The 20146-nt window shown below is 33.6% G+C and carries 27 protein-coding genes; 10 read left to right on the top strand and 17 right to left on the bottom strand.

The genetic code is table 11. From position 1 onward, the window contains the following. The 7 genes from rplV to rpsJ are packed head-to-tail and all read right to left on the bottom strand — an operon-like array spanning nt 1 to nt 3237. A complete protein-coding gene (gene rplV / locus FJR48_RS01330; RefSeq protein ID WP_152306378.1) occupies nt 1-318 on the bottom strand; it encodes a 50S ribosomal protein L22 in 318 nt (105 codons plus the stop codon). 2 nt (nt 319-320) lie between these two features. Further along, nucleotides 321-596 carry a 30S ribosomal protein S19 gene (gene rpsS / locus FJR48_RS01325; protein WP_152306377.1) on the bottom strand — a complete coding sequence of 92 codons (276 nt, stop codon included), beginning with the start codon at nt 594-596 and terminating at the stop codon, nt 321-323. A gap of 1 nt (nt 597) precedes the next feature. Further along, on the bottom strand, nt 598-1443 hold the full coding sequence (gene rplB, locus FJR48_RS01320; RefSeq protein WP_152306376.1) for a 50S ribosomal protein L2: 846 nt from the start codon (nt 1441-1443) through the stop codon (nt 598-600). Between the two features lies 1 nt (nt 1444). Continuing rightward, nucleotides 1445-1726: a 50S ribosomal protein L23 gene (locus FJR48_RS01315; protein WP_152306375.1), complete on the bottom strand. Its 282-nt coding sequence runs from the start codon at nt 1724-1726 to the stop codon at nt 1445-1447. Next, nucleotides 1726-2340 (bottom strand): 50S ribosomal protein L4, encoded by a 615-nt coding sequence (gene rplD / locus FJR48_RS01310; RefSeq protein WP_188108596.1) that lies wholly within the window; start codon nt 2338-2340, stop codon nt 1726-1728. The genes FJR48_RS01315 and rplD overlap by 1 nt, the downstream gene beginning before the upstream one ends. Continuing rightward, nucleotides 2340-2915 (bottom strand): 50S ribosomal protein L3, encoded by a 576-nt coding sequence (gene rplC, locus FJR48_RS01305; RefSeq protein WP_152306373.1) that lies wholly within the window; start codon nt 2913-2915, stop codon nt 2340-2342. The genes rplD and rplC overlap by 1 nt, the downstream gene beginning before the upstream one ends. Nucleotides 2916-2925: 10 nt before the next feature. Continuing rightward, nucleotides 2926-3237, bottom strand: coding sequence for a 30S ribosomal protein S10 (gene rpsJ / locus FJR48_RS01300; RefSeq protein WP_152306372.1), 312 nt, complete (start codon nt 3235-3237; stop codon nt 2926-2928). Between the two features lie 168 nt (nt 3238-3405). Between rpsJ and FJR48_RS01295 the strand changes: the two genes are divergently transcribed. From FJR48_RS01295 to rnhB, 5 genes are all read left to right on the top strand, one after another. After that, complete coding sequence (locus FJR48_RS01295; RefSeq protein ID WP_152306371.1) at nt 3406-4473, top strand: ATP-binding protein; 1068 nt, start codon at nt 3406-3408, stop codon at nt 4471-4473. A 1-nt stretch (nt 4474) separates the two neighbouring features. After that, complete coding sequence (gene ppk2, locus FJR48_RS01290) at nt 4475-5416, top strand: polyphosphate kinase 2 (protein WP_152306370.1); 942 nt, start codon at nt 4475-4477, stop codon at nt 5414-5416. 108 nt (nt 5417-5524) lie between these two features. Further along, nucleotides 5525-5896 (top strand): response regulator, encoded by a 372-nt coding sequence (locus FJR48_RS01285; RefSeq protein ID WP_152306369.1) that lies wholly within the window; start codon nt 5525-5527, stop codon nt 5894-5896. A gap of 3 nt (nt 5897-5899) precedes the next feature. After that, the gene (locus FJR48_RS01280; protein ID WP_152306368.1) at nt 5900-7492 is read left to right on the top strand and encodes an ATP-binding response regulator; all 1593 of its coding nucleotides are present in this window, start codon (nt 5900-5902) and stop codon (nt 7490-7492) included. Further along, a complete protein-coding gene (rnhB, locus tag FJR48_RS01275) occupies nt 7492-8040 on the top strand; it encodes a ribonuclease HII (protein WP_152306367.1) in 549 nt (182 codons plus the stop codon). Before FJR48_RS01280 ends, rnhB begins: the two co-directional genes overlap by 1 nt. Nucleotides 8041-8046: 6 nt before the next feature. Here rnhB and FJR48_RS01270 read toward each other — a convergent pair whose 3' ends face one another. The 3 genes from FJR48_RS01270 to FJR48_RS12420 all read right to left on the bottom strand — a co-directional run bounded on the left by FJR48_RS01270 (nt 8047) and on the right by FJR48_RS12420 (nt 8998). After that, complete coding sequence (locus tag FJR48_RS01270; RefSeq protein WP_152306366.1) at nt 8047-8406, bottom strand: HepT-like ribonuclease domain-containing protein; 360 nt, start codon at nt 8404-8406, stop codon at nt 8047-8049. Further along, nucleotides 8399-8707: a nucleotidyltransferase family protein gene (locus FJR48_RS01265; RefSeq protein WP_152306365.1), complete on the bottom strand. Its 309-nt coding sequence runs from the start codon at nt 8705-8707 to the stop codon at nt 8399-8401. The genes FJR48_RS01270 and FJR48_RS01265 overlap by 8 nt, the downstream gene beginning before the upstream one ends. 162 nt (nt 8708-8869) lie before the next feature. Further along, the gene (locus FJR48_RS12420) at nt 8870-8998 is read right to left on the bottom strand and encodes a hypothetical protein (protein ID WP_277872380.1); all 129 of its coding nucleotides are present in this window, start codon (nt 8996-8998) and stop codon (nt 8870-8872) included. 141 nt (nt 8999-9139) lie between these two features. Between FJR48_RS12420 and FJR48_RS01260 the strand changes: the two genes are divergently transcribed. Next, a complete protein-coding gene (locus tag FJR48_RS01260) occupies nt 9140-10489 on the top strand; it encodes a hypothetical protein (RefSeq protein ID WP_152306364.1) in 1350 nt (449 codons plus the stop codon). Between the two features lie 140 nt (nt 10490-10629). On the opposite strand, the gene FJR48_RS01255 is transcribed toward FJR48_RS01260, so the two are convergent. The 4 genes from FJR48_RS01255 to FJR48_RS01240 form a co-directional block, all read right to left on the bottom strand. Beyond that, nucleotides 10630-11181 (bottom strand): hypothetical protein, encoded by a 552-nt coding sequence (locus FJR48_RS01255; RefSeq protein ID WP_152306363.1) that lies wholly within the window; start codon nt 11179-11181, stop codon nt 10630-10632. Beyond that, the gene (locus tag FJR48_RS01250) at nt 11181-12392 is read right to left on the bottom strand and encodes a molybdopterin molybdotransferase MoeA (RefSeq protein ID WP_152306362.1); all 1212 of its coding nucleotides are present in this window, start codon (nt 12390-12392) and stop codon (nt 11181-11183) included. The genes FJR48_RS01255 and FJR48_RS01250 overlap by 1 nt, the downstream gene beginning before the upstream one ends. A gap of 111 nt (nt 12393-12503) precedes the next feature. Further along, on the bottom strand, nt 12504-12941 hold the full coding sequence (locus tag FJR48_RS01245) for a molybdopterin synthase catalytic subunit (protein WP_152306361.1): 438 nt from the start codon (nt 12939-12941) through the stop codon (nt 12504-12506). Between the two features lies 1 nt (nt 12942). After that, nucleotides 12943-13164: a MoaD/ThiS family protein gene (locus FJR48_RS01240; RefSeq protein ID WP_152306360.1), complete on the bottom strand. Its 222-nt coding sequence runs from the start codon at nt 13162-13164 to the stop codon at nt 12943-12945. Nucleotides 13165-13329: 165 nt separating this feature from the next. Between FJR48_RS01240 and FJR48_RS01235 the strand changes: the two genes are divergently transcribed. Beyond that, the gene (locus FJR48_RS01235) at nt 13330-13896 is read left to right on the top strand and encodes an MqnA/MqnD/SBP family protein (protein WP_347402079.1); all 567 of its coding nucleotides are present in this window, start codon (nt 13330-13332) and stop codon (nt 13894-13896) included. A 2-nt stretch (nt 13897-13898) separates the two neighbouring features. On the opposite strand, the gene FJR48_RS01230 is transcribed toward FJR48_RS01235, so the two are convergent. From FJR48_RS01230 to FJR48_RS01220, 3 genes are read right to left on the bottom strand one after another with little or no spacing between them, the layout of a single operon-like run. After that, nucleotides 13899-15167 carry a malic enzyme-like NAD(P)-binding protein gene (locus FJR48_RS01230; RefSeq protein ID WP_152306358.1) on the bottom strand — a complete coding sequence of 423 codons (1269 nt, stop codon included), beginning with the start codon at nt 15165-15167 and terminating at the stop codon, nt 13899-13901. A 15-nt stretch (nt 15168-15182) separates the two neighbouring features. Further along, complete coding sequence (locus tag FJR48_RS01225) at nt 15183-15410, bottom strand: hypothetical protein (RefSeq protein WP_152306357.1); 228 nt, start codon at nt 15408-15410, stop codon at nt 15183-15185. Beyond that, a complete protein-coding gene (locus tag FJR48_RS01220; protein WP_152306356.1) occupies nt 15410-17161 on the bottom strand; it encodes a Na/Pi cotransporter family protein in 1752 nt (583 codons plus the stop codon). Before FJR48_RS01220 ends, FJR48_RS01225 begins: the two co-directional genes overlap by 1 nt. A gap of 86 nt (nt 17162-17247) precedes the next feature. Here FJR48_RS01220 and pgm point away from each other — a divergent pair, with 86 nt between their 5' ends. The 3 genes from pgm to FJR48_RS01205 all read left to right on the top strand — a co-directional run bounded on the left by pgm (nt 17248) and on the right by FJR48_RS01205 (nt 20079). Continuing rightward, nucleotides 17248-18873 carry a phosphoglucomutase (alpha-D-glucose-1,6-bisphosphate-dependent) gene (gene pgm, locus FJR48_RS01215; RefSeq protein WP_152306355.1) on the top strand — a complete coding sequence of 542 codons (1626 nt, stop codon included), beginning with the start codon at nt 17248-17250 and terminating at the stop codon, nt 18871-18873. A 12-nt stretch (nt 18874-18885) separates the two neighbouring features. After that, complete coding sequence (gene ppnP / locus FJR48_RS01210; RefSeq protein ID WP_152306354.1) at nt 18886-19203, top strand: pyrimidine/purine nucleoside phosphorylase; 318 nt, start codon at nt 18886-18888, stop codon at nt 19201-19203. Between the two features lie 81 nt (nt 19204-19284). Continuing rightward, entirely contained in the window at nt 19285-20079 is a 795-nt protein-coding gene (locus tag FJR48_RS01205) for a phosphate/phosphite/phosphonate ABC transporter substrate-binding protein (RefSeq protein WP_152306353.1), read from the top strand. Nucleotides 20080-20146: the final 67 nt, after the last annotated feature.

The raw sequence follows: 20146 nt of genomic DNA, 5'->3' as shown, positions 1-20146 counted from the left end.
CTATTTACCCTCTACTTCTACTAAGATATGTGCTGTTGGTTTTCTAATACCTGAAGCCATACCACGAGCACGTGGACGGAAACGTTTAAGTACCGGACCATTGTCAACACGACATGATGTGATTGTACAATCTTCAGCTTCATTACCACTGTTAGCTACTGCAGATGCAACAACTTTAGAGATAATTTTCGCTGCTTTGTTTGGAGTGAATTCTAAAGCTGCTAACGCTTCTTCAGCGTTCATACCTTGAATCTCTCTAGCAATTAAGCGAGATTTGATCGGTGATACACGAATAAATTTTAATAATGCTCTAGCCATGATTACCCCTTCTTCTGAACAGAGCCCTTGTGGCCCTTAAATGTACGAGTTGGAGCGAATTCACCAAGTTTATAACCAATGTGGTTCTCTGTAACATATACAGGAACAAATTGGCGACCATTGTGAACATTTAATGTTAAACCAACGAAATCAGGAAGAACCATAGATCTTCTTGACCAAGTTTTTATAGGTTTTTTATCGCCGCTTTCTTTAGCAGCCATAACTTTTTTCATTAAATGATCATCTACGAAAGGACCTTTTTTTACTGAACGAGCCATATTATCCTACCCTTTTAGCATTTGGTTTACGGCGAGTAATAATTAATTTATCACTAGCTTTTTTACGACGAGTTTTAGCACCCTTCGTTGGTTTACCCCAAGGAGTAACTGGGTGACGACCTGAGTTCGTTTTACCTTCACCACCACCATGCGGGTGATCAATTGGGTTCATTGCAGAACCACGAGTTTGAGGACGGATACCCATGTGACGAGTACGACCAGCTTTAGCTAAAACGATGTTAGTATATTCTTCGTTTCCAACAACACCACAAGTAGCTAAACACTCACCAAGTACTAAACGCATCTCTGATGAAGGCATACGTAAAGATACATATTTACCATCACGACCCATGATTTGAGCAGATGTTCCAGCTGAACGAACTAATTGTCCACCTTTACCAGTCTTAAGCTCAATGTTGTGAACTAATGTACCAACAGGGATATTTTTAAGTTTCATAGTGTTACCAGGTTTAACGTCTAAACCAGCTTCAGCAGATTCAACTTTATCACCTACATTTAAACCTTTAGGTTGTAGGATATATCTTTTTTCACCATCAGCATATGTGATAAGTGCGATACGACAGTTACGGTATGGATCATACTCAATTGTACTAACTGTACCTTGAATTCCAAACTTATTTCTTTTGAAATCTATGATACGGTAAAGTTTCTTAGCTCCACCCTCTTTATGACGAGAAGTGATACGACCGTTATTATTACGACCTGAGTGAACAGGAAGCTTTTTAAGAAGTGAACGAACACTTGCTTTAGCCGTAATGTCTGAGCTGTCAATATTTGTATAAAAACGACGTGACGGAGTAGTCGGTCTATAAGTTTTCATTGCCATGTTACACCGCCAAACTTTCTATTTGTGCACCTTCTGGTAACTTAACATAGAACTTTTTAAAGTCATTTTGTTTACCAGGTACACCACGGAAACGTTTAACTTTTCCGCTTTGATTAAGTGAGTTAACATTTGTTGGAACGATTCCAAAATACTCACGAAAAACCTCTTTAAGACCAGTCTTAGTCATACGAGGAGATGTTTGTACAACGATTACACCATCTTCTTGCATTCCAAGAGTCTTCTCTGTATATAGTATAGATTTAATATCTGTAATATCAGCCATTATTTCGCCTCACCTACTAGAGTTTCCCATACTGCTTTTTCGATCACGATTGAACGGAAGTTAGCAGCTAAGTATGCGTTTAATTCATTAGACTCGATAACATAAGTATCAGCAATGTTTTCAAACGCTAAAAAAGTTTTTTCATCTAATAAAGACTTAACAAAAAGAGTATCTCTTTGACCAAGTGCTTTAAACATTGCATATGCATCTTTAGTTTTACCAGACTCAACTGCGATGCTATCTACGATAAATAAACTACCATTTTGTGCATGCTCATTTAAAGCAAAGTTTAAAGCAAGTTTTTTCTGCTTTTTATTTACTTTTAAATCGTAATTACGGTTGTTTTGAGAACCAAAAGCTTTACCCCCGCCTACGAATACCGGAGAACGACGTGAACCGGCACGTGCACGTCCACCACCTTTTTGAGCCCATGGCTTCTTACCACCACCTCTAACGTCACTTCTACCTTTTGTAAATGCCGTATTAGCACGTGCAGCTGCTTGAGCTGACTTTACATATAGGTATAAGTTATGAGGGTTGATACCTGCGAAACTCTCCGGTAGTGCTAACTCAGATGCTTTTTCCATTTTTTCATTTAAAACGATTGCGCTCATTATTTAGCTACCTTTACACGACCTAATGAACCGTTTGCACCAGATACTGAACCTAAAACAGCAATTACACCGTTTTCAGCATCGTAAGAAACGATTTCATTTTTAACACTATTTTGTACATTTCCGTATTGTCCAGGCATCTTACGCCCTTTCATTACACGACCTGGCCATTCAGCATTACCGATTGAACCTACTCTACGACCGAATCTGTGACCGTGAGATGCAGGACCGCCACCAAAGTTCCAACGCTTCATAGCACCGGAAAAACCGCGACCTTTAGTAGTAAAAGTAGATTTTAAAATTTTAGCTTCTGCTAAAGGTGCTAAATCTAAATCACCGGCTTCAGTGTTTGCTACTTCTAAAGTAACGAAACGGTTAAACTCAGATGAAAGGCTATACTTTTTTTGTTGACCTTCAATTGATTTATTCATTTTTTTACCGCTGTTGTAAGCTACAATAGCAGTTCCATCGTTAACTTCACATACTTTAGCATCAACTACTTTTAATAAAGTAACTGGTTTACTAGGTACAGTGATAGTACGGCTCATACCGATTTTTTCAACAATATATTCCACGATGTTCTCCTTACTTATCCATAGAACGTACTTCTACGTCTACTTCCGGTGCTAAGTCAAGTTTCATTAATGAATCAACAGTTTCTGGAGTTGCAGAAACGATATCTATCATTCTAGCGTGCATACGAATTTCAAATTGCTCACGTGAACTTTTGTTTACGTGCGGTGATTTTAAAACTGTATATTTACGAATTTTTGTCGGTAAAGGTATCGGACCACGGATAACCGCACCAGTACGTTTTACAGCCTCTACGATTGACGCTACTGATCTATCTAATACACGATGATCGTAAGCTTTCAATTTCAAACGAATTTTTTCCATAATTTTCCTTCTAAAGAACTCGTTAGCTATTTGATTTTTTTAGTGCTAACTATTTAAGGGAGCGGAATTATACCGAGATACATTCTGATATTCAAGGTTTACAGGGGGTAAATTTGAAAATATTTTATATTTTATTTCCTTTTAATAAGGAAGTAGTAAAATTACACTATGCAAAATTTACTTGAAGAGTTTTATAAAACAGATTTAATCGTCAATAAGTTTCAATATAGAAAACTATATATAGAAGACAATATTTCTTATCAAATAAACGGAATATCACAAGTAGGCAAGACAAAACTTGTAAAAAACTATCTTCTAAGCCTTAAAAAAAATACTTATATATATATAGATTGTTCAGATGTGAGAATTGATATAGAAGAGTTTAACAAACATATATCCAAATTTTGCATAAAAAACAGAATAGATGTACTTGTTTATGATAACTATACAAAAGAGTTTAAAATACCAAATGTATCTCAGCTTATAATCACGTCACAAATGCCCATACAAAATGAGTACTTAACTCAAGTAACGCTTTATCCACTTGATTACGAAGAGTTTTTAGCATATGAGCATAAGTATGATTCAACTGCACTAAACCATTTTGTACAACTAGGCGGATATCCTGCTATGCATAAAATAAATTCTGATGAAAGGATTACATACATACAAAAATCTCTTCAGTGCATACTTGAACCCCAAGAGTTTGAGATACTAAAAAATTGTGCAAAAATGACAAGTACAAAACTCTCACCTTTTTCTATATATGAAAGACTAAAGCAAACACAAAGAGTTTCAAAAGACAAACTATATAAGAGTTATGATAATTTAGTCTCTAAAAACTATATCCATCAACTCTCAAAATTTAATAGTCAACGGGCTACAAAAAAAATATATCTTTGTGATATTTCACTAAAATCAGCCCTTGTGAGTCAAAAACATTTTGGTCGCCTATTTGAAAATATGCTTTATCTTGAGTTGCTAAAACATAATCACGAAATATATTATGAAGAAGGTATAGATTTTTATCTGCCACAAGACAGTGAGATAATTTTATCGATGCCCTTTGCAGATGAGCGGACTCTATTTAAAAAAGTGGAGTCTATAGAAGCTTTTATTATTACCTACGGCATTACTCAAATAACTGCCATAACAATGAATAATGAAGCTACCATCTCTCATCCTTTTTCAAGGATAGAGATGATACCATTTGATATATGGGCATTAGGAGATTAAAATGGGGTCAAAAAGAAAAATGGTTGAAGATGCACTTGGCGATGCAAAGGATAAATCGGATTTTGTGCATCCGGATAGAAGAAAAAAAGAGATAGAACAACTTTTAGAAGATGAAAAACGTAACTTTGACAAAAAGAAAAAACGTGTCCCTGTTTGGATAAAAGAAGAAGTGCTAGAGTATGAAGATGAGCTTCGTATGCTTCAGATTGAGCTTCTTAAGATGCAAAATCATGTAAAAAAGCACGGTCTAAAAGTTCTTATGATATTTGAAGGGCGTGATGCTGCAGGAAAAGGCGGTACTATAAAAAGGGTTATAGAGCATCTAAACCCGCGTGGTGCAAGAGTCGTAGCACTTGATAAACCAAGCGACAAAGAAAAAACTCAATGGTATTTTCAACGATATGTACAGCATCTACCATCTGCCGGTGAAATGGTTTTGTTTGACAGAAGTTGGTATAACCGTGCAGGAGTTGAGAGGGTTATGGATTTTTGTACACAAGAGGAACACTCGGAGTTTTTGCATGAAGTTCCCGAACTGGAGAAGATGCTCGATAATTCAGGTATAAAAATTTTCAAGTTTTATTTTTCTATCACTAAAGATGAACAAAACAAACGTTTTGAAAAACGCAAAACAGATCCGTTAAAACAATTTAAACTCTCCGACGTGGATCAAAAATCTCAAGAGTTATGGGATGATTACTCTATGACAAAATATTCCATGCTTTTGGCATCTCATACCGAACATGCACCATGGACTATTATTCGCTCAGACGATAAAAAAGTCGCACGTATAAATACGATAAAACATATCTTATCGAACATGAAGTATGAAGATAAAACGAAATCTAAAAAATTAAAAGTAGATGACAATATAGTAATACCTGCAAATAAAGAGATAGAAAATATGCAAAATAATATGTCATTAACAAGAGATAAGCAATAAAACTATTTTTATCTTATCTAACTGTTATGATATGTTATAATATCATCAACATATTAAAAACGGTAGCTGTTAATAAGCTAAAAATAGTTTGATAAGGATTAGAATATAATGGATACAGGTGTAAGAACAATTACTATTATAGACGATGAGAATGAAATTTTATTAATGCTTGAAAAACATCTCTCCAGAGAAGGATATAGAGTAAAAACTTTTGACAATCCTCTTAATGCAATATCCTCTATTCCAAATGATACCGACTTGATATTACTAGATATCATGATGCCTCAAATGAACGGTTTGGATGCCTTACCTAAACTACAAGAAAAGCTTCCTAATGTAAAGGTTCTTATAATGACTGCTTTTTCAACCCTTGATAAAGTTCTAAATGCCCATAGAAACGGTGCAAACGATTATATAATGAAACCATTTCCTTCATTAAACGAGCTAAGTAAAAAGATAGATAATATATTAAACGATTAACATATGGCTTCAAAAGATATTTCTATACTCTTTGTAGAGGATGATGACGATATAAGAGCTGAAATATCCGAGTATTTACAAGAATATACTTTTAAAAATATATATACCGTTACAAACGGCCAAGAGGGTATAAACAGCTATATCGAATATAAACCAGATATAATTTTAACAGATTTACGTATGCCTATTTTAGACGGTCTTGAAATGTCAAGACATATTAAATCTATAAATGAAGATATCCCGATAATTCTTTTTACGTCTTTGTTTGAAAAAGAGATTACCGAAGCTGCCGTCGATATCGGTATAGATGCTTACCTGTTTAAACCTATATCCAAAGAGAGGTTAGAAAAAGTACTCTGCAAATATAAAAACCGCATAATCCAAAAAAGAAAATTCCTTAATGAACAAAAGCTTTTGGAGGAGTACAAAGGTGCTATAGATGCAAGTGCCGCAGTTACCAAGACAGATAAAAACGGTGTTATAACCTACGCAAACGATGCATTTTGCGAAATGTCCGGTTATACAAAAGAGGAACTAATAGGAAAAGCACACAATATTGTCAAGCATCCTGAGACTATTGATGCCGTATATCTTGATATGTGGAAAACCATTACAAATAAAAAAATATGGCACGGAAGATTAAAAAACCTTAATAAAAACGGCAGAACCTACTATCAACACTCTGTCATAGTACCGATTATAAACGAAGACAATGAGATAGAAGAGTACATTGCCCTAAGGCAAGATATAACCGACCTGTTTCATCAAGAAGAATATTTAAAAAAAAGAATCAAAGAAGAGGTTGATAAAAATCTGCAACTTCACAAAGAAAAAGAAGAAGCTAAACTGCTTGAAGAAAAATTTTCAATAATAGGAAAAATGGCGGCAGGTATTACACATGAGATAAATACACCTTTAACTTATGTCAGGGGTAATTTGGAATTTTTACTAAAAGACATAGACAGTCTTGATGAAGATGTAAAACAAAAAGCTTATTTACTAGAAGACTCCAAGACCATATTTAGCGGTATAAATAGAATAGCATCTATAGTCGAGTCTATGAGAGAGGTTGCTTCTCAGGCAAAAGAAAAACCTGAGATTAATAATATATACGCCTCTTTAATAACGGCTTTAACTTTATCTTATAATAAATCAAAATTTATCTCGAATGTAAAACTTATAGATGAAATATTTAACATAGGTATGAATAAAGACAAATATAACTTCAGTATCTCTGTTCAAAAACAAAGAATCGAACAAGTATTTGTAATAATTATCAACAATGCCCTAGATGCTCTAAAGCTAAAAGATGATTTTGATTCAAGAATATTTGAAATATATATAGAAAATACGGATGAATACCTTATCGTCAACTTTAAAGACAATGCAGGCGGGATAGATGAAGATATACTACCAAAAATATTTAACCCATTCCAAAGCAGCAAGGAAGAAGGCGGAATGGGGATAGGACTAAATGTAGCTAAAAGAATAATAGATGATCATGGAGGAAAAATAATAGCTTCAAATGTTGATGAAGGTGCACTTTTTCAAGTGCACCTTCCCCATGCCAGAGAACTTGTAAGTAAAGATATATAATGTTGTGTGGAATAGATGAAGCAGGACGTGGTCCTTGTGCGGGTGACTTGGTTATGGCTGGATGCATACTAACATCGGATGTGGATGGTTTAAACGATTCCAAAAAATTAACTGAGAGAAGACGCGAAGAATTATTTGAACTTATTATTCAAAACTCAACTTACCATATAGTTAAGTTTTCTCCTAAAGAGATAGATGATCTGGGGATATCAAAATGCATCTCGTCCGGTCTTTGTGAAATTTTGGATACACTAGATGCAGACGAGTATCTGTTTGACGGTAATTCTACTTTTGGTGTAGATGGTCTTAGTACCATGATAAAAGCCGACGGAAAAGTTGCAGAGGTAAGTGCCGCATCTATAATAGCAAAAGTCACACATGACAGAGACATACTAGAAGAAGCAAAAAAATACCCTCAGTGGGAGTTTGAATCACATAAAGGCTATGGTACGAAAAAGCATATAGAACTTATAAAAAAACACGGCTACAGCCCTATTCACAGAATGAGCTATAAGATAAAAGAGTTAAGAGAACCGAGTCTTTTTTAAGAATTCTCATTTAGAACTATTTATAATTTCTGTACATTGCTTTTTAAATTTTGGCAGACCGTTTCTAATTATCCACTCAACTATAGATAGGTTTACACCTTCATATTCATGAGCTATGTAAGTTCTAACATCATACATACCTTTAACATCTTTGTCATCAAAAGCACTTAAAATGTCATCCGCGTGATCTTTTTTTAATTTATTAAATTGTTCAGCTATGGCTGTTAGATGCATAAGTATTGCAGGTCTTAATGTAACACTATCTTCAAGTGATTTTACTATACCACCGTTATTATCAACAATTTGCTCTATATATTCTATCTTCTCTAGAATCAAATAAACTTTACTAATTGATTCTTTAGACATATATAGCTCTATCTATAATAAACTTTTTACCGGTTTTTCCCATACCACTACTATCAGCCAAATCTACAGGCAATCCTAATGCACTTGAAATTTCAGACTGAATTTCTTTAATACGTTCAATTGACCCAAAACCATATCTGTTTGCAAACTCAGGAGTTGCTTCTACAAGAATATCTACGTCACTATTATCATCTGCTTCATCTCGAGAATAAGAGCCAAAAAGTGCTTTTATTAGAAAGCCTTCGTTTTGATACTTGCTTTTAACAGTACTAAGATAGTTTAGGATAAATTCTTTTTTCATAAGCAATATTATATCATAAGGTGTAAGTAGAACTATTAAACATGCTTATGCTCCAAAAAGAACAGGTTTTGGGATACTTACAATAAATATATAATACAAAGCTCTAATTCCTAACTTCTGCATTATTGAAGAGGGTAATACTTATACCCTCTTTCAAAAAATTTATTTTTTTGAACTTTTTGATGGTTTTAGAGATGGTTTATTACCTGGTGTACTTTTGTTATCTCTACGTCTTTGGTCTAACTTACCTGTAGATTTTGCTTTAGGCTTTGGTCCCGGTTTTAATCCCATAATATTTCCCCTCCTTTCATAAGATATTTATATCTTAACCAAAAAAATTTTCTTTATAGAAAAATATTGCAAAGTGCCATAATCTTTTATTTACTACAAAATAATTTGTTATATTTACACAAATGTTAATTAGCATACAATATGCCGATTATAATATTTCATAATAAGATTCAATATATGATTTCAACTATAAATGAAATTTTTAATAACAGAGAAATTGCAATAGTAATTATTGTTGTACTTTTTATAGGGTATGCTATATCAAAAAACCATATAGAAATATTCAAAAGTTTCAAAGGAGTTTTAAAAGCTTTTTTTAGCAAAAAAATCATGACACCTATTATTATAATGTTTATATACTCATTATTTTTAGTATATATATTAAATGTATTTGGACTATGGGAAAATCATCAAATTAAAAATTATATATACTGGCTCATAGGGGTTGGAGTATTAACTCATTTTCAAAAGGATACATATAGTTTTAAAACTGTTTTAAAAGAGACTTTATCATTAATAGTTATATTTCAGTTTATACTTACTTTTTATACGTTCAATTTATTTTTTGAATTATTGTTTATCTCAATAGTATCAATTTTATCTATAACTAAAATATTCATTGAAAAAGATACAGAAGCAAATCAATCAGCAATTAAAGTTATTAATAGCTTACTTTTATTTATCGGACTTATAATGATTTTCCTTACTGCAAAAGAATATATATATAACTTTGATGAATTTGCTGATTATAAAACTTTATATGATTTTTTCGTTCCAACATTTTTGTCTATTATGATTATTCCTTACTTTTATTTATTTTTCATATTTGTAACATATGAAAGTAGCTTTATATCATTAAGTTATGCTATCAAAGATAAAGGACTATTAAAGTATGCTAAATTGAAAGGTATCTTGGCTTTTAATTTTGATAGAAAAAGTTTTGAAAAATGGGCACACAATCTAATTTCTTATGATATATCTAAAGAAACTATTAAACAATCTATCCAAGACATCAAACAGTATAATAAGATGAAAAAAAATATGCATGATATAGATATCGAAAAAGGATGGCATCCCTTTATAGCAAACTCATTTTTAAAAGACTATGACATATATATTAATGATTATCGTATAAGTTATAATGACTTATGGACTGGAACATCAAACTATATGGATATTATAAATGAAAACAGCCATATAGTTTATAGAATCGAAGGAACACTTGAGTATGTAAATAAATTAGAAGTGCAATTATTTTTTTATATAAAAGATAAAATTAATATTGAAAAATCTTATAGTTATTTTGTTAATATGTGTAATGACTTGTCTTTAATATCTATCAATTATGAGTTATCTGAAGATATAATCAATTCTTTGATTAGTAACAACAATTTAAATACCGAGGTTCATGACAAACAAATTAATATCATTCATGAATCCTTTGAAACTGGTGCTTATAAATTAATATTTTCTATTAACTCAATTAAATAATACTGGAATGTCCTTTATGAACTAAAGAAGCTTTTACATTTGGAATAAAATTAAAATTATAAGTTCTTCGTGTTCCAGAAAGTGTATAAAAAGTTTATATCTAGAATTCTCACAAATCTAAAGAGATTTTAGAACAAAACTTAAGCGGCAGCACCTGAGCGTATAGCCAGACTAGCCATTCTTTTCATAAACTCCATCGCATCGTCTTTTGCATCTATACTTTTTTGTAACTCAGCTATAAAATAACTTTTAGTTTTATCATCTGCAAGATTAAAAGTGTAAAGTACCCACTCCGTATTTAACTGCAGTTTTTGCCCCTCTGCATCTACTTCAAAAGCTCTGTAAAGATTTACATCAGTAGCCGATAACAGTTTTAGAACATCTACATAAAAATCACTCAGTTCGTATTTTACAAGTGATTCCAAATCTTTTAAAGGTATAGTAGCTTCAACCTCTTCAAATGAATCCCTGCCGATTATAAGTGCATCTCCTACAATTAGTTGTTCACCTATAAAATAAGCTTTTTTATCTTTGCTAAGCGCTTCGGCATCCGTGTATATCACATGGTCGTTTATAGTAGCCAGCTCGTCTATAAGTATGGAGTTAAAAAAAGTATATACGGTATTTGCCTGAAGATGGATATCTATCTCTTTAGCTTCTAGTGTGTCTGAGTTTATTGATACTGCTCTCATTAAATACTCTCCAACAAGATAACATTTACATAAGTGCCTTCTTCCAAGTCATCGTCTTCTTCACCTGTAATCATCAAGGCACTTTCATTTAACATATTTGTTAAAATAGCCGAACTTCCTACTTTTTTACCTTTAAAGTTTACAAAGTATTCACCGTCTTCTAAAACTAAGTTACAAGCCGTGAATTCTGTATTTTTTGAGCGTTTTTTAAAAGCTTGTGCAAGTTTTGCTTCGACAATCTTATACGGCTCTTTACGACCTAACATTTTTGCTACCAATGGCAGGGCGTAAAGTATAGCCGTCACGGTTGAAGAGTATGCAAAACCCGGAAGTGCTATGATAAACTTGTTTTCTTTTTGAGCTACAAGTATATGACGACCCGGCTTTATGGCTACACCTTTAAAGACAACTTCTGCACCGAGACGAGGGACTATATCTTTTACAAAGTCATAATCCCCCACACTAACTCCGCCCGTACTTACAAGGATATCTACACCTTCAAGTCCGTCTTGGAAAATCTGCATGATTTTGTCTTTATCATCACCCACCGTTCCAAGTTGCAAAGACTCAGCTCCTGCTTGTTCAAATAAAGCAGTTAGAGTATAGTTGTTTGAACTTCTGATTTGAGCAGGATTATCACTCTCCTCACCCAAATCAAGTATCTCACTTCCTGTCGATATTACGCCTACACGTGGTTTAAGTGCTACTTTTACCATCACTTTATTAAGTGCAGCCATAACACCAATCTCGGCAAAACCTATCTTTGTACCTTTTTTTATAAGCACGTCACCGGCTTTATAACCTTCACCTACAGGACGAACGGACGAGTTAAGAGCTACACGCTCATCAATACTTATCTTACCTTCATTTACTGAAACGTTTTCTATCTGAATCAATGTATCCGCACCCTCCGGCATTTTTGAACCCGTAAAAGTTTTGATACACTCACCCTTGTTTACAACCCTTGTCTCATTTTTTCCGGCAGGATTATCTCCAAGTATTGTGATGCCCTCTAAATCCTGATCTGCATATTTTATAGCGTAACCATCCATAGATGCAGTCGGAAATTGCGGGTCGTTATATTTTGCAACGATATCTTCGGCTAATATTCTGCCCAGTGATGCACTTAGAGGTAAGTTTTGAGTTTTAGAACTATTTACTTTCAACAATGAAAGCATATTTTGACTTGTTTCATAACTTAATAGACTCATGATAGTAAATCCTTAATTTTATTTCATAAAATGAAGGAACCCTTCATTTATTAGTCCGCGAAGGAACGAAGTCCCTTAGCTTCGCTTGCGCCGCTGAGGCGACTAAAGAGCTTACGATAGTAAGCCTGACCCCTTTATAGCAGTTGAGCGATCTTCTGCGTATATTCTTTTCCCGTTTTTTAAATCATATTTCCAGATTGGAGCTGAAGCTTTAAAGTCTTCTACAAACTCATCTATAAATTCCAATGCAACTCTACGTTTAGGAGAAAAAACAGCAGCTATATAAGATGATTCATGAAGCATCACATCACCGCGGGAGTGTGCCATTTTTATTTTCGCACCCTTTTCTTTTGCCTTATCTTGCCACGCGCTATACCAAGATTCTAAAATAGGCTCATACACGTCAAAACTAAGTCCGTCTATATCATCTTCATCTCTAATTGTCCCGATAAAGGGAATAAATGCACCGTAATTACTTTTTTCTTCCTCTTTGTACCATCTCTCTAAAATTGCGGGAACGTCTAAAGAACCATCATAAAGTTCTAACATATCATCCACCGCAAACAGGAGGAAGTAATGAGACTTTATCCCCGTCTTTTAAGTCTGTATCAAGTGAAGACACTAAGTTATCATTCACTGCCACGGCGGAATTTTTTAACCATTCACTCATATCTTTATCTTCTTGTAAAACAGTTGCCAGTTCTTTTAAATTTGTTATTTCCAACTCTAATGGTTCTTTTTGTATAGGACCTAAAAACTCTATTCTTACCATCTCTTATAATTCCATTTGTTCTAAATTTCTTAAAGTGATTATACTAAGATAAGTTAAATCTAGTATAATTTCGCCATGGTTTTTGGAAAAATAGAATATTTAAATTTATTGCCTTTTCATGTATTTATGAAGCATTTTACTAAAAGTAATCAGCAAAAGATGAGTATGCGTTACTATAGTGGAGTACCCGCTGTCGTAAATGAAAAATTTTTAACCCGTCGCGTAGATGCGGCGTTTATATCAAGCATACGTGCCAGAAAATTCAACAATGTAAACTTAGGGATTATCGCCAAAAAAGAGGTTCAAAGCGTAATAGCAATCCCAAGCAAAACTAACATAAAAGATGTAGCATCGGCAACATCAAATATTTTAGTAGATATTTTGGGAGTAGAGGGCGAAGTACTTATAGGTGACAGAGCACTTAGGTATTATCTAAGTGGAGGTGAGCATATAGATTTGGCAAAACTGTGGAATCAAAAATATAACTTGCCCTTTGTGTTTGCCCTTCTTAGTTTTCATAAAGATAAAAAACTTTATAAACGAATAGAAAAAAACTTTATAAAGCAAAGAGTAAAAATACCAAACTATATACTTTCAGATGCATCAAAAAGAACAGGCATAGCAAAAAAAGATATACTCAATTATCTAAAATGCATCTCATACGACTTTGATAAAAAAGCACAGCTTGGACTGAAAGCTTTTTATTCAAAAGTAGATAAACTAAAGCACTGATACTACTCTTCTAAAAGAGTAGCAAGTTCAGCTCTGTAAGCATCCATATCAAAATCTTTTAGCGGTGACGAACCGCTTTCTATTGCGGCCTCGGCTACGGCAGATGAAACCTCAACTATCAGTCTTTTATCAAAAGGTTTTGGGATTATATAATCTTTGCCAAACTCCAGTTTTTTCCCGTATATCTCGTTTAGATACTCAGGGACCGGCTCTTTTGTCAAAAGTGCCAAAGCTTTTGAAGCTGCAAGTTTCATCTGGGTATTTATCTCTTTTGCCTGTGTATCCAAAGCCCCTCTAAAAATAAAAGGAAAACCAAGCACGTTGTTTACTTGATTGTCAAAGTCACTTCTTCCCGTTGCCACTATAGCATCGGGTCTTACTTTTTTCACTTCATCGGGAAAGACTTCGGGAGTTGGATTTGAGAGAGCAAAGATGATTGGGTTTTTATCCATAAGTTTAATATCCTCAAGTGTAAAAGTACCCGGTTTTGAAAGCCCGACTACAACGTCTGCATTTTCAAATATCTCTTTATGTTCCATCCAACACTCACAAGCAAACTCACGTTTGTAATGATTCAAATCACTTCTTCCCTCATGGATTAATCCGCGTGAATCAAGCATATAAATCTCATCCGCACCAAGCTCTTTGTAAAGTCTTGCACATGATATGGCTGCAGCTCCCGCACCCACTATTACTATCTTAAGATGCTCGGTATATTTTCCCGCTATCTTACTTGCGTTTATAATCCCCGCTGCAGATATAACAGCCGTTCCGTGCTGGTCATCATGCATTACCGGAATATCCAACTCTTCAACTAAACGTTTTTCTATCTCAAAACACTCAGGTGCTTTGATATCTTCTAAATTTATCCCTCCAAATGTAGGAGCTATAGCAGATACGACAGAGCAAAATCTATCTACGTTATCGGTATCTACTTCTATATCAAAACTGTTTATTGCCGAGAAACTTTTAAACAAAACACTTTTACCTTCCATGACAGGCTTAGATGCAAGTGCTCCTATATCGCCAAGACCTAAAACTGCAGTACCGTTTGATATAACGGCTACTAAATTTTTCTTAGCAGTGTATTTATATGCATCTGATGGATTATCGGCAATCTTTAAACACGGCACGGCTACACCCGGGGTATATGCGAGAGATAAATCTTTTTGGGTTTTAACAGGTTTTGTCACTTCAACCGAAATTTTTCCCGGTTGTGGAAACTGATGGTAATCTAGTGCTTCTTTATCTAGTTTTGCTTTTTTTGGCATAGTTTATTCTCCTTTTTAGTTATCTTCTAACTCTTTTAAAAAACCTTTCATTAATTCTATCTGTTTTTTATGTTCATGTTTCTTAGTTTGACTATCACTTTCATCGATTTTTTTCTTTAAAGATTCAATTTTTTCCTCCAAAGCCTCTTGTAGCTTCTGCTTTTTTTCATATTCTTTCTCTTGCAAATCTTTATCCATTTTAAAAAATTTTTCAACTTTTTTAAAAAGTTTTTCTATACCCATTATACACTCCTTCCCAGTGTTCTTATATCTTTATCTTTTACCCACAATGTTATAGCAGACTCGATAAGCTTTGTTGCAATATCATATGTAAACGCATTGTCGTTTATAAGCGATGTAGCCGATTTTGAATCAATTTTATCTTCACGAATAAGTGAATCTATCTTTCCGTTTTGAATATAGTCTAACTCTTCAATCTCCTTTTTGAGAATTTGTATTTTAGAGATGCTGTCTAAATCATCTTCCGTATTTCGTATAGCATAGATTGTATCTATGGTTTTAGCAATATTTTTTCTTAAATTATTGTATTCGCTTCTTATATAACTGTTTTTAGTATGAAGATTCCTGTTTATATTTTTTTGTAACTCTTTAACACTCTTGATAGCTTCAACTATATGCCTACAAGATATTTTCAACCTATAAACCTCATCTTGTAATTCACTCTCCATCCCCTCTTGGGCAAGTGTAGAAAAGTATAATATTTCGCTATATAAGCCTTTAATATTTTCATTATAATACTTGTCTATGTCGGTATAAATCTCTGCCGTTGATTCTTCCACGACACACATAATGTCGTTACTGCCAATATATTTATGCCTATGAAGAGAGAGTGCATGCGATATAACTTCAACAGAGTTATCATAAAGATGCTCTACCTCTTTTTTTATTGCACTTAGTGCAGCTTCGGGTAAATTTATAACGGTCTCATCTAAATATTTGGCTTTTGCATCTGTATCTTTTTCTTTAAAAATAGATAAAAGATATTTGACCAAGTATTTAGTAAAAGGTGCTACCAGTAATACCCCTAAGACATTAAACAGGGTATGAAAAAGTGCAAGTTGCAGTATATAATCTTCTTTTGATATTCCGATATTTGATGAGAGATATTTTACAAAATCTGAGAGTTGATATAAAAAAACTACGGCAACAAATGCGGTAACTATATTAAATATCAGATGCGCAACTGCCAATCTTTTGGCATTGTTGTTTGAGTTAAAAGAGCCTATAATTGCCGTAACCGTAGTACCTATATTTGCACCTATAGCAAGTGAGAGGGCATTGTAGTATTCTATATGGCCTGCTGCCAAAGCAGTTATGATTAGTGCCATAGTAGCCGAACTTGACTGGATTATAATAGTAGCTATTGCGCCGATAAACACATATACTAAAACTCCCAGATAACCATCAATTGCCAAAGATGCCAAATCAATTGCATCTTTTAAAGATTCAAATCCGCTTTTCATATAGGCGATGCCTAAAAATACAAATCCGAGTCCAAGTAATATATTTCCAAAACCTTTATAGTTTTTATCTTTGTTAAAATTAAAAATGACTCCGAAACTTATCATCGGCAGTGCATATTTTGCTATATCTATTTTTACCCCAAAGCTAGATACTATCCATGCCGTTGTAGTAGTACCTATGTTTGAGCCGAATATTACACCGACTGCACCGCTTAGAGTTATTAACTCTGCACTTAAAAAAGATATAACTATTATCGTAAGCAGAGATGAGCTTTGCACAACGGACGTTGCCAAAAATCCTGAAAATATAGACTTTAACAAGTTTGACGTACTTTTTTTCAGTATATCTTCCAAGATGCCTCCGCTAAAGAGTTTAAAACCATCCTCCATAAAAACCATACCGATTAAAAATATGGTAATTCCTGCAATAATCTCTTTTGCATTTTCGTTTGAGAACATTAAAAAAGCTAAAAACAACAAAAACAAAGTGTATATATATTTTTTGTACATAAACTAAGAATACACATTTTTTAATAAGTATTTTATAAAACAGAAGCCTTTTGATATAATTGCACAATTTTTTTAGGAGAAACCCTTTGGCAGATGCAAAAGCAGGAAAGATAGTAGATAAAAATGATTTGGTAGATATAGATGCACTCATAGATGCATACTATAAAAATACACCCGATATATCCAACGAAGAACAAAAAGTCGTGTTTGGAACATCGGGGCATCGCGGATGTTCTTTTAAAAACTCTTTTAATGAAACTCATATCCTAGCTATAAGTCAGGCTTTAAGTGATTACAGAAAAGAGAACAACATAAAAGGCACTCTTTTTATAGCAAAAGATACTCATGCCCTCTCAACTCCTGCCGAAATTTCCGCATTAAAAGTTTTTATTGCAAACGGTATCAAATGTGCCGTAGCTGAGAATGACGGTTATACTCCGACACCGGTTCTTTCTTTTACCGTTATAGAAGCAAATAAAACAAGTAAAGAACTGAGTGACGGCGTAGTTATAACACCTTCGCACAATCCACCCCAAGACGGCGGTTTTAAATATAACGCTATACACGGCGGTCCTGCAGATACAGATGTTACGAGTACAATCGAGACAAAAGCAAACGAGTATATAGCAAATAAGCTTGAAGGTGTAAAAACTGTTGATGAAAAAACTGCCTTTGAATCTGCTCAAAAATTTGACTTTATAACACCTTACGTAAAAGCTTTGGATGAAGTTATAGATATGAAACTACTGCAAGGGGCTAAGTTAAATGTAGGTGTCGATCCACTTGGCGGTTCAGGTATAGAGGTATATAAAAAAATCAACGAGATATATGGGCTTGGACTTGACATAGTCAATGATAAAGTGGATAAAACTTTTTCTTTTATGTCGTGCGACCATGACGGAAAAGTCAGAATGGATTGTTCATCTCCTTATGCAATGAGTTCACTAATCTCACTAAAAGACAAGTATGATTTAGCATTTGCAAACGACCCTGATTTTGACCGCCACGGCATCGTTACAAAAAACGGACTTATGAATCCAAACCACTATCTATCTGTTGCTATCTGGTATCTTTTCCAAAATCGCGAGGGCTGGAGTAAAGGTTTAAAAATAGGAAAAACTTTAGTATCTAGCTCTATGATAGACCGCGTTGCAAAATCTATAAACACCGAAGTTTATGAAACACCTGTCGGTTTTAAATGGTTTGTTGATGGACTTAAAAACGGTTATCTTGGATTTGGCGGCGAAGAGAGTGCGGGAGCTTCGTTTTTAAGAAAAGACGGCAGTGAGTGGTCAAACGACAAAGACGGCATCATATTAAACCTTTTAGCATATGAAATAACTGCAAAATTAAAAAAAGACCCCTCTCAAATCTACAAAGAGCTTGAAGAGCAGTTTGGCAAAGCATATTACGAGAGAAGTGATGCACCTGCAACTTCTACACAAAAAGCAAAACTAAAAAAACTTAGCCCAAACGACATAAGTTCAAAAACTTTAGCAGGTGAAGAGATTACAGATATTTTTACAAATGCAAAAGGAAATGATAAAATGATTGGCGGACTTAAAGTCGTGACTAAAAACGGTTGGTTTGCAGCAAGACCTTCAGGAACCGAAGATATTTACAAAATTTATGCCGAGAGTTTTATCTCTAAGGAGCATTTAGCTACAATTCAAAATGAAGCTAAAGAAATAGTTCTTAGCGTAATAAAATAAGGAAAACACAAAATGACAAAATTAGAAAATATATCTATGATAAAAGAAGCAAATATTTATTTTGACGGTAAGGTTAACAGTCGTACAATTTTTTTACAAGACGGAAGTAAACAAACTTTAGGCGTAATGCAACCCGGAGAATACACTTTCGATACAAATGAAGCCGAAATCATGGAAATGATGAGCGGTGAACTTGAGATAAGATTACCTGGTGAGAGCGAATTTAAAAAACTGAACACGCCTGAGAGTTTTAACGTTCCCGCAAATTCAAGTTTTGATTTAAAAATAAAAACTGTAACAGATTATTGTTGTAGTTACATAACAGACTAATATAGTCTAAAGACATATAAATTTTGCTTAATATACACTTATATATCATAGCAAATATCAAGTGTAAAAAATGGGTGTAAGATGAAGTTTGTATTGTCCTTTTTTATATTATTTTATATAAACATAAATGCCAAAGATATTGTCTTTGGCGTAGTTCCTCAGCAAAGTCCGCACGTACTTCTGACAAAGTGGCTCCCTATAACAAAAGAACTCTCCAAGATAAGCGGTTACAACATTATCTTTAAAACAGAATCTTCTATAACAAAATTTGAAAAAGAGTTATATGAAGGAAAATACGATATAGCTTATATGAATCCCTACCACTTTGTTATAGCAAATAAATTAAAAGGCTACAACGCCGTAGCCAGATCTAAAAAATCGATTCAAGGTATAGTTTTAGGTACTAAAAAAATGCTGTTAAATAAAAAAAGTATTCAAGGCTCGACCTTTTTATTTCCCGCTCCAAAAGCATTTGCAGCTACTCTTCTAACAAAATATGAGCTTAAAAAAAAGTTTGGAATAGATATAGACAAAAACTCTAAAGTTTTGTATGTAAATTCACATGATTCCGTTTACAAAGGTTTAGCCAGAAACATAGGTGACTTTGGCGGAGGTATAGTTAGAACTTTTAACAATATGAAAGATAAAGAGGTTAAAAACAAGGTATCTATACTTTATAAAACCAGTAAATATCCAAGCCATCCAATAGCCATAAATCCAAAACTCCCAGAAAATGTTCAGAAAAAATTAAAAACTAGTATATTTAAAATATCTACAGAAACTTTTAAAAAACTAAATATTCCAAACATTATACAAATCTCAAATGATGAATACAAAAGCGTTAAACAATTGGCAATAGAGTTAAATATTTACTAGATAGTGATTGCAGGTAATATTGAAAAAAAGGATATAATACTTGACATAAACTGTGGAGAATATTTAG

Source organism: Sulfurimonas lithotrophica, from assembly GCF_009258225.1.
GTDB lineage: Bacteria > Campylobacterota > Campylobacteria > Campylobacterales > Sulfurimonadaceae > Sulfurimonas > Sulfurimonas lithotrophica.
This window is presented reverse-complemented; position numbering and strand designations above follow the sequence as displayed.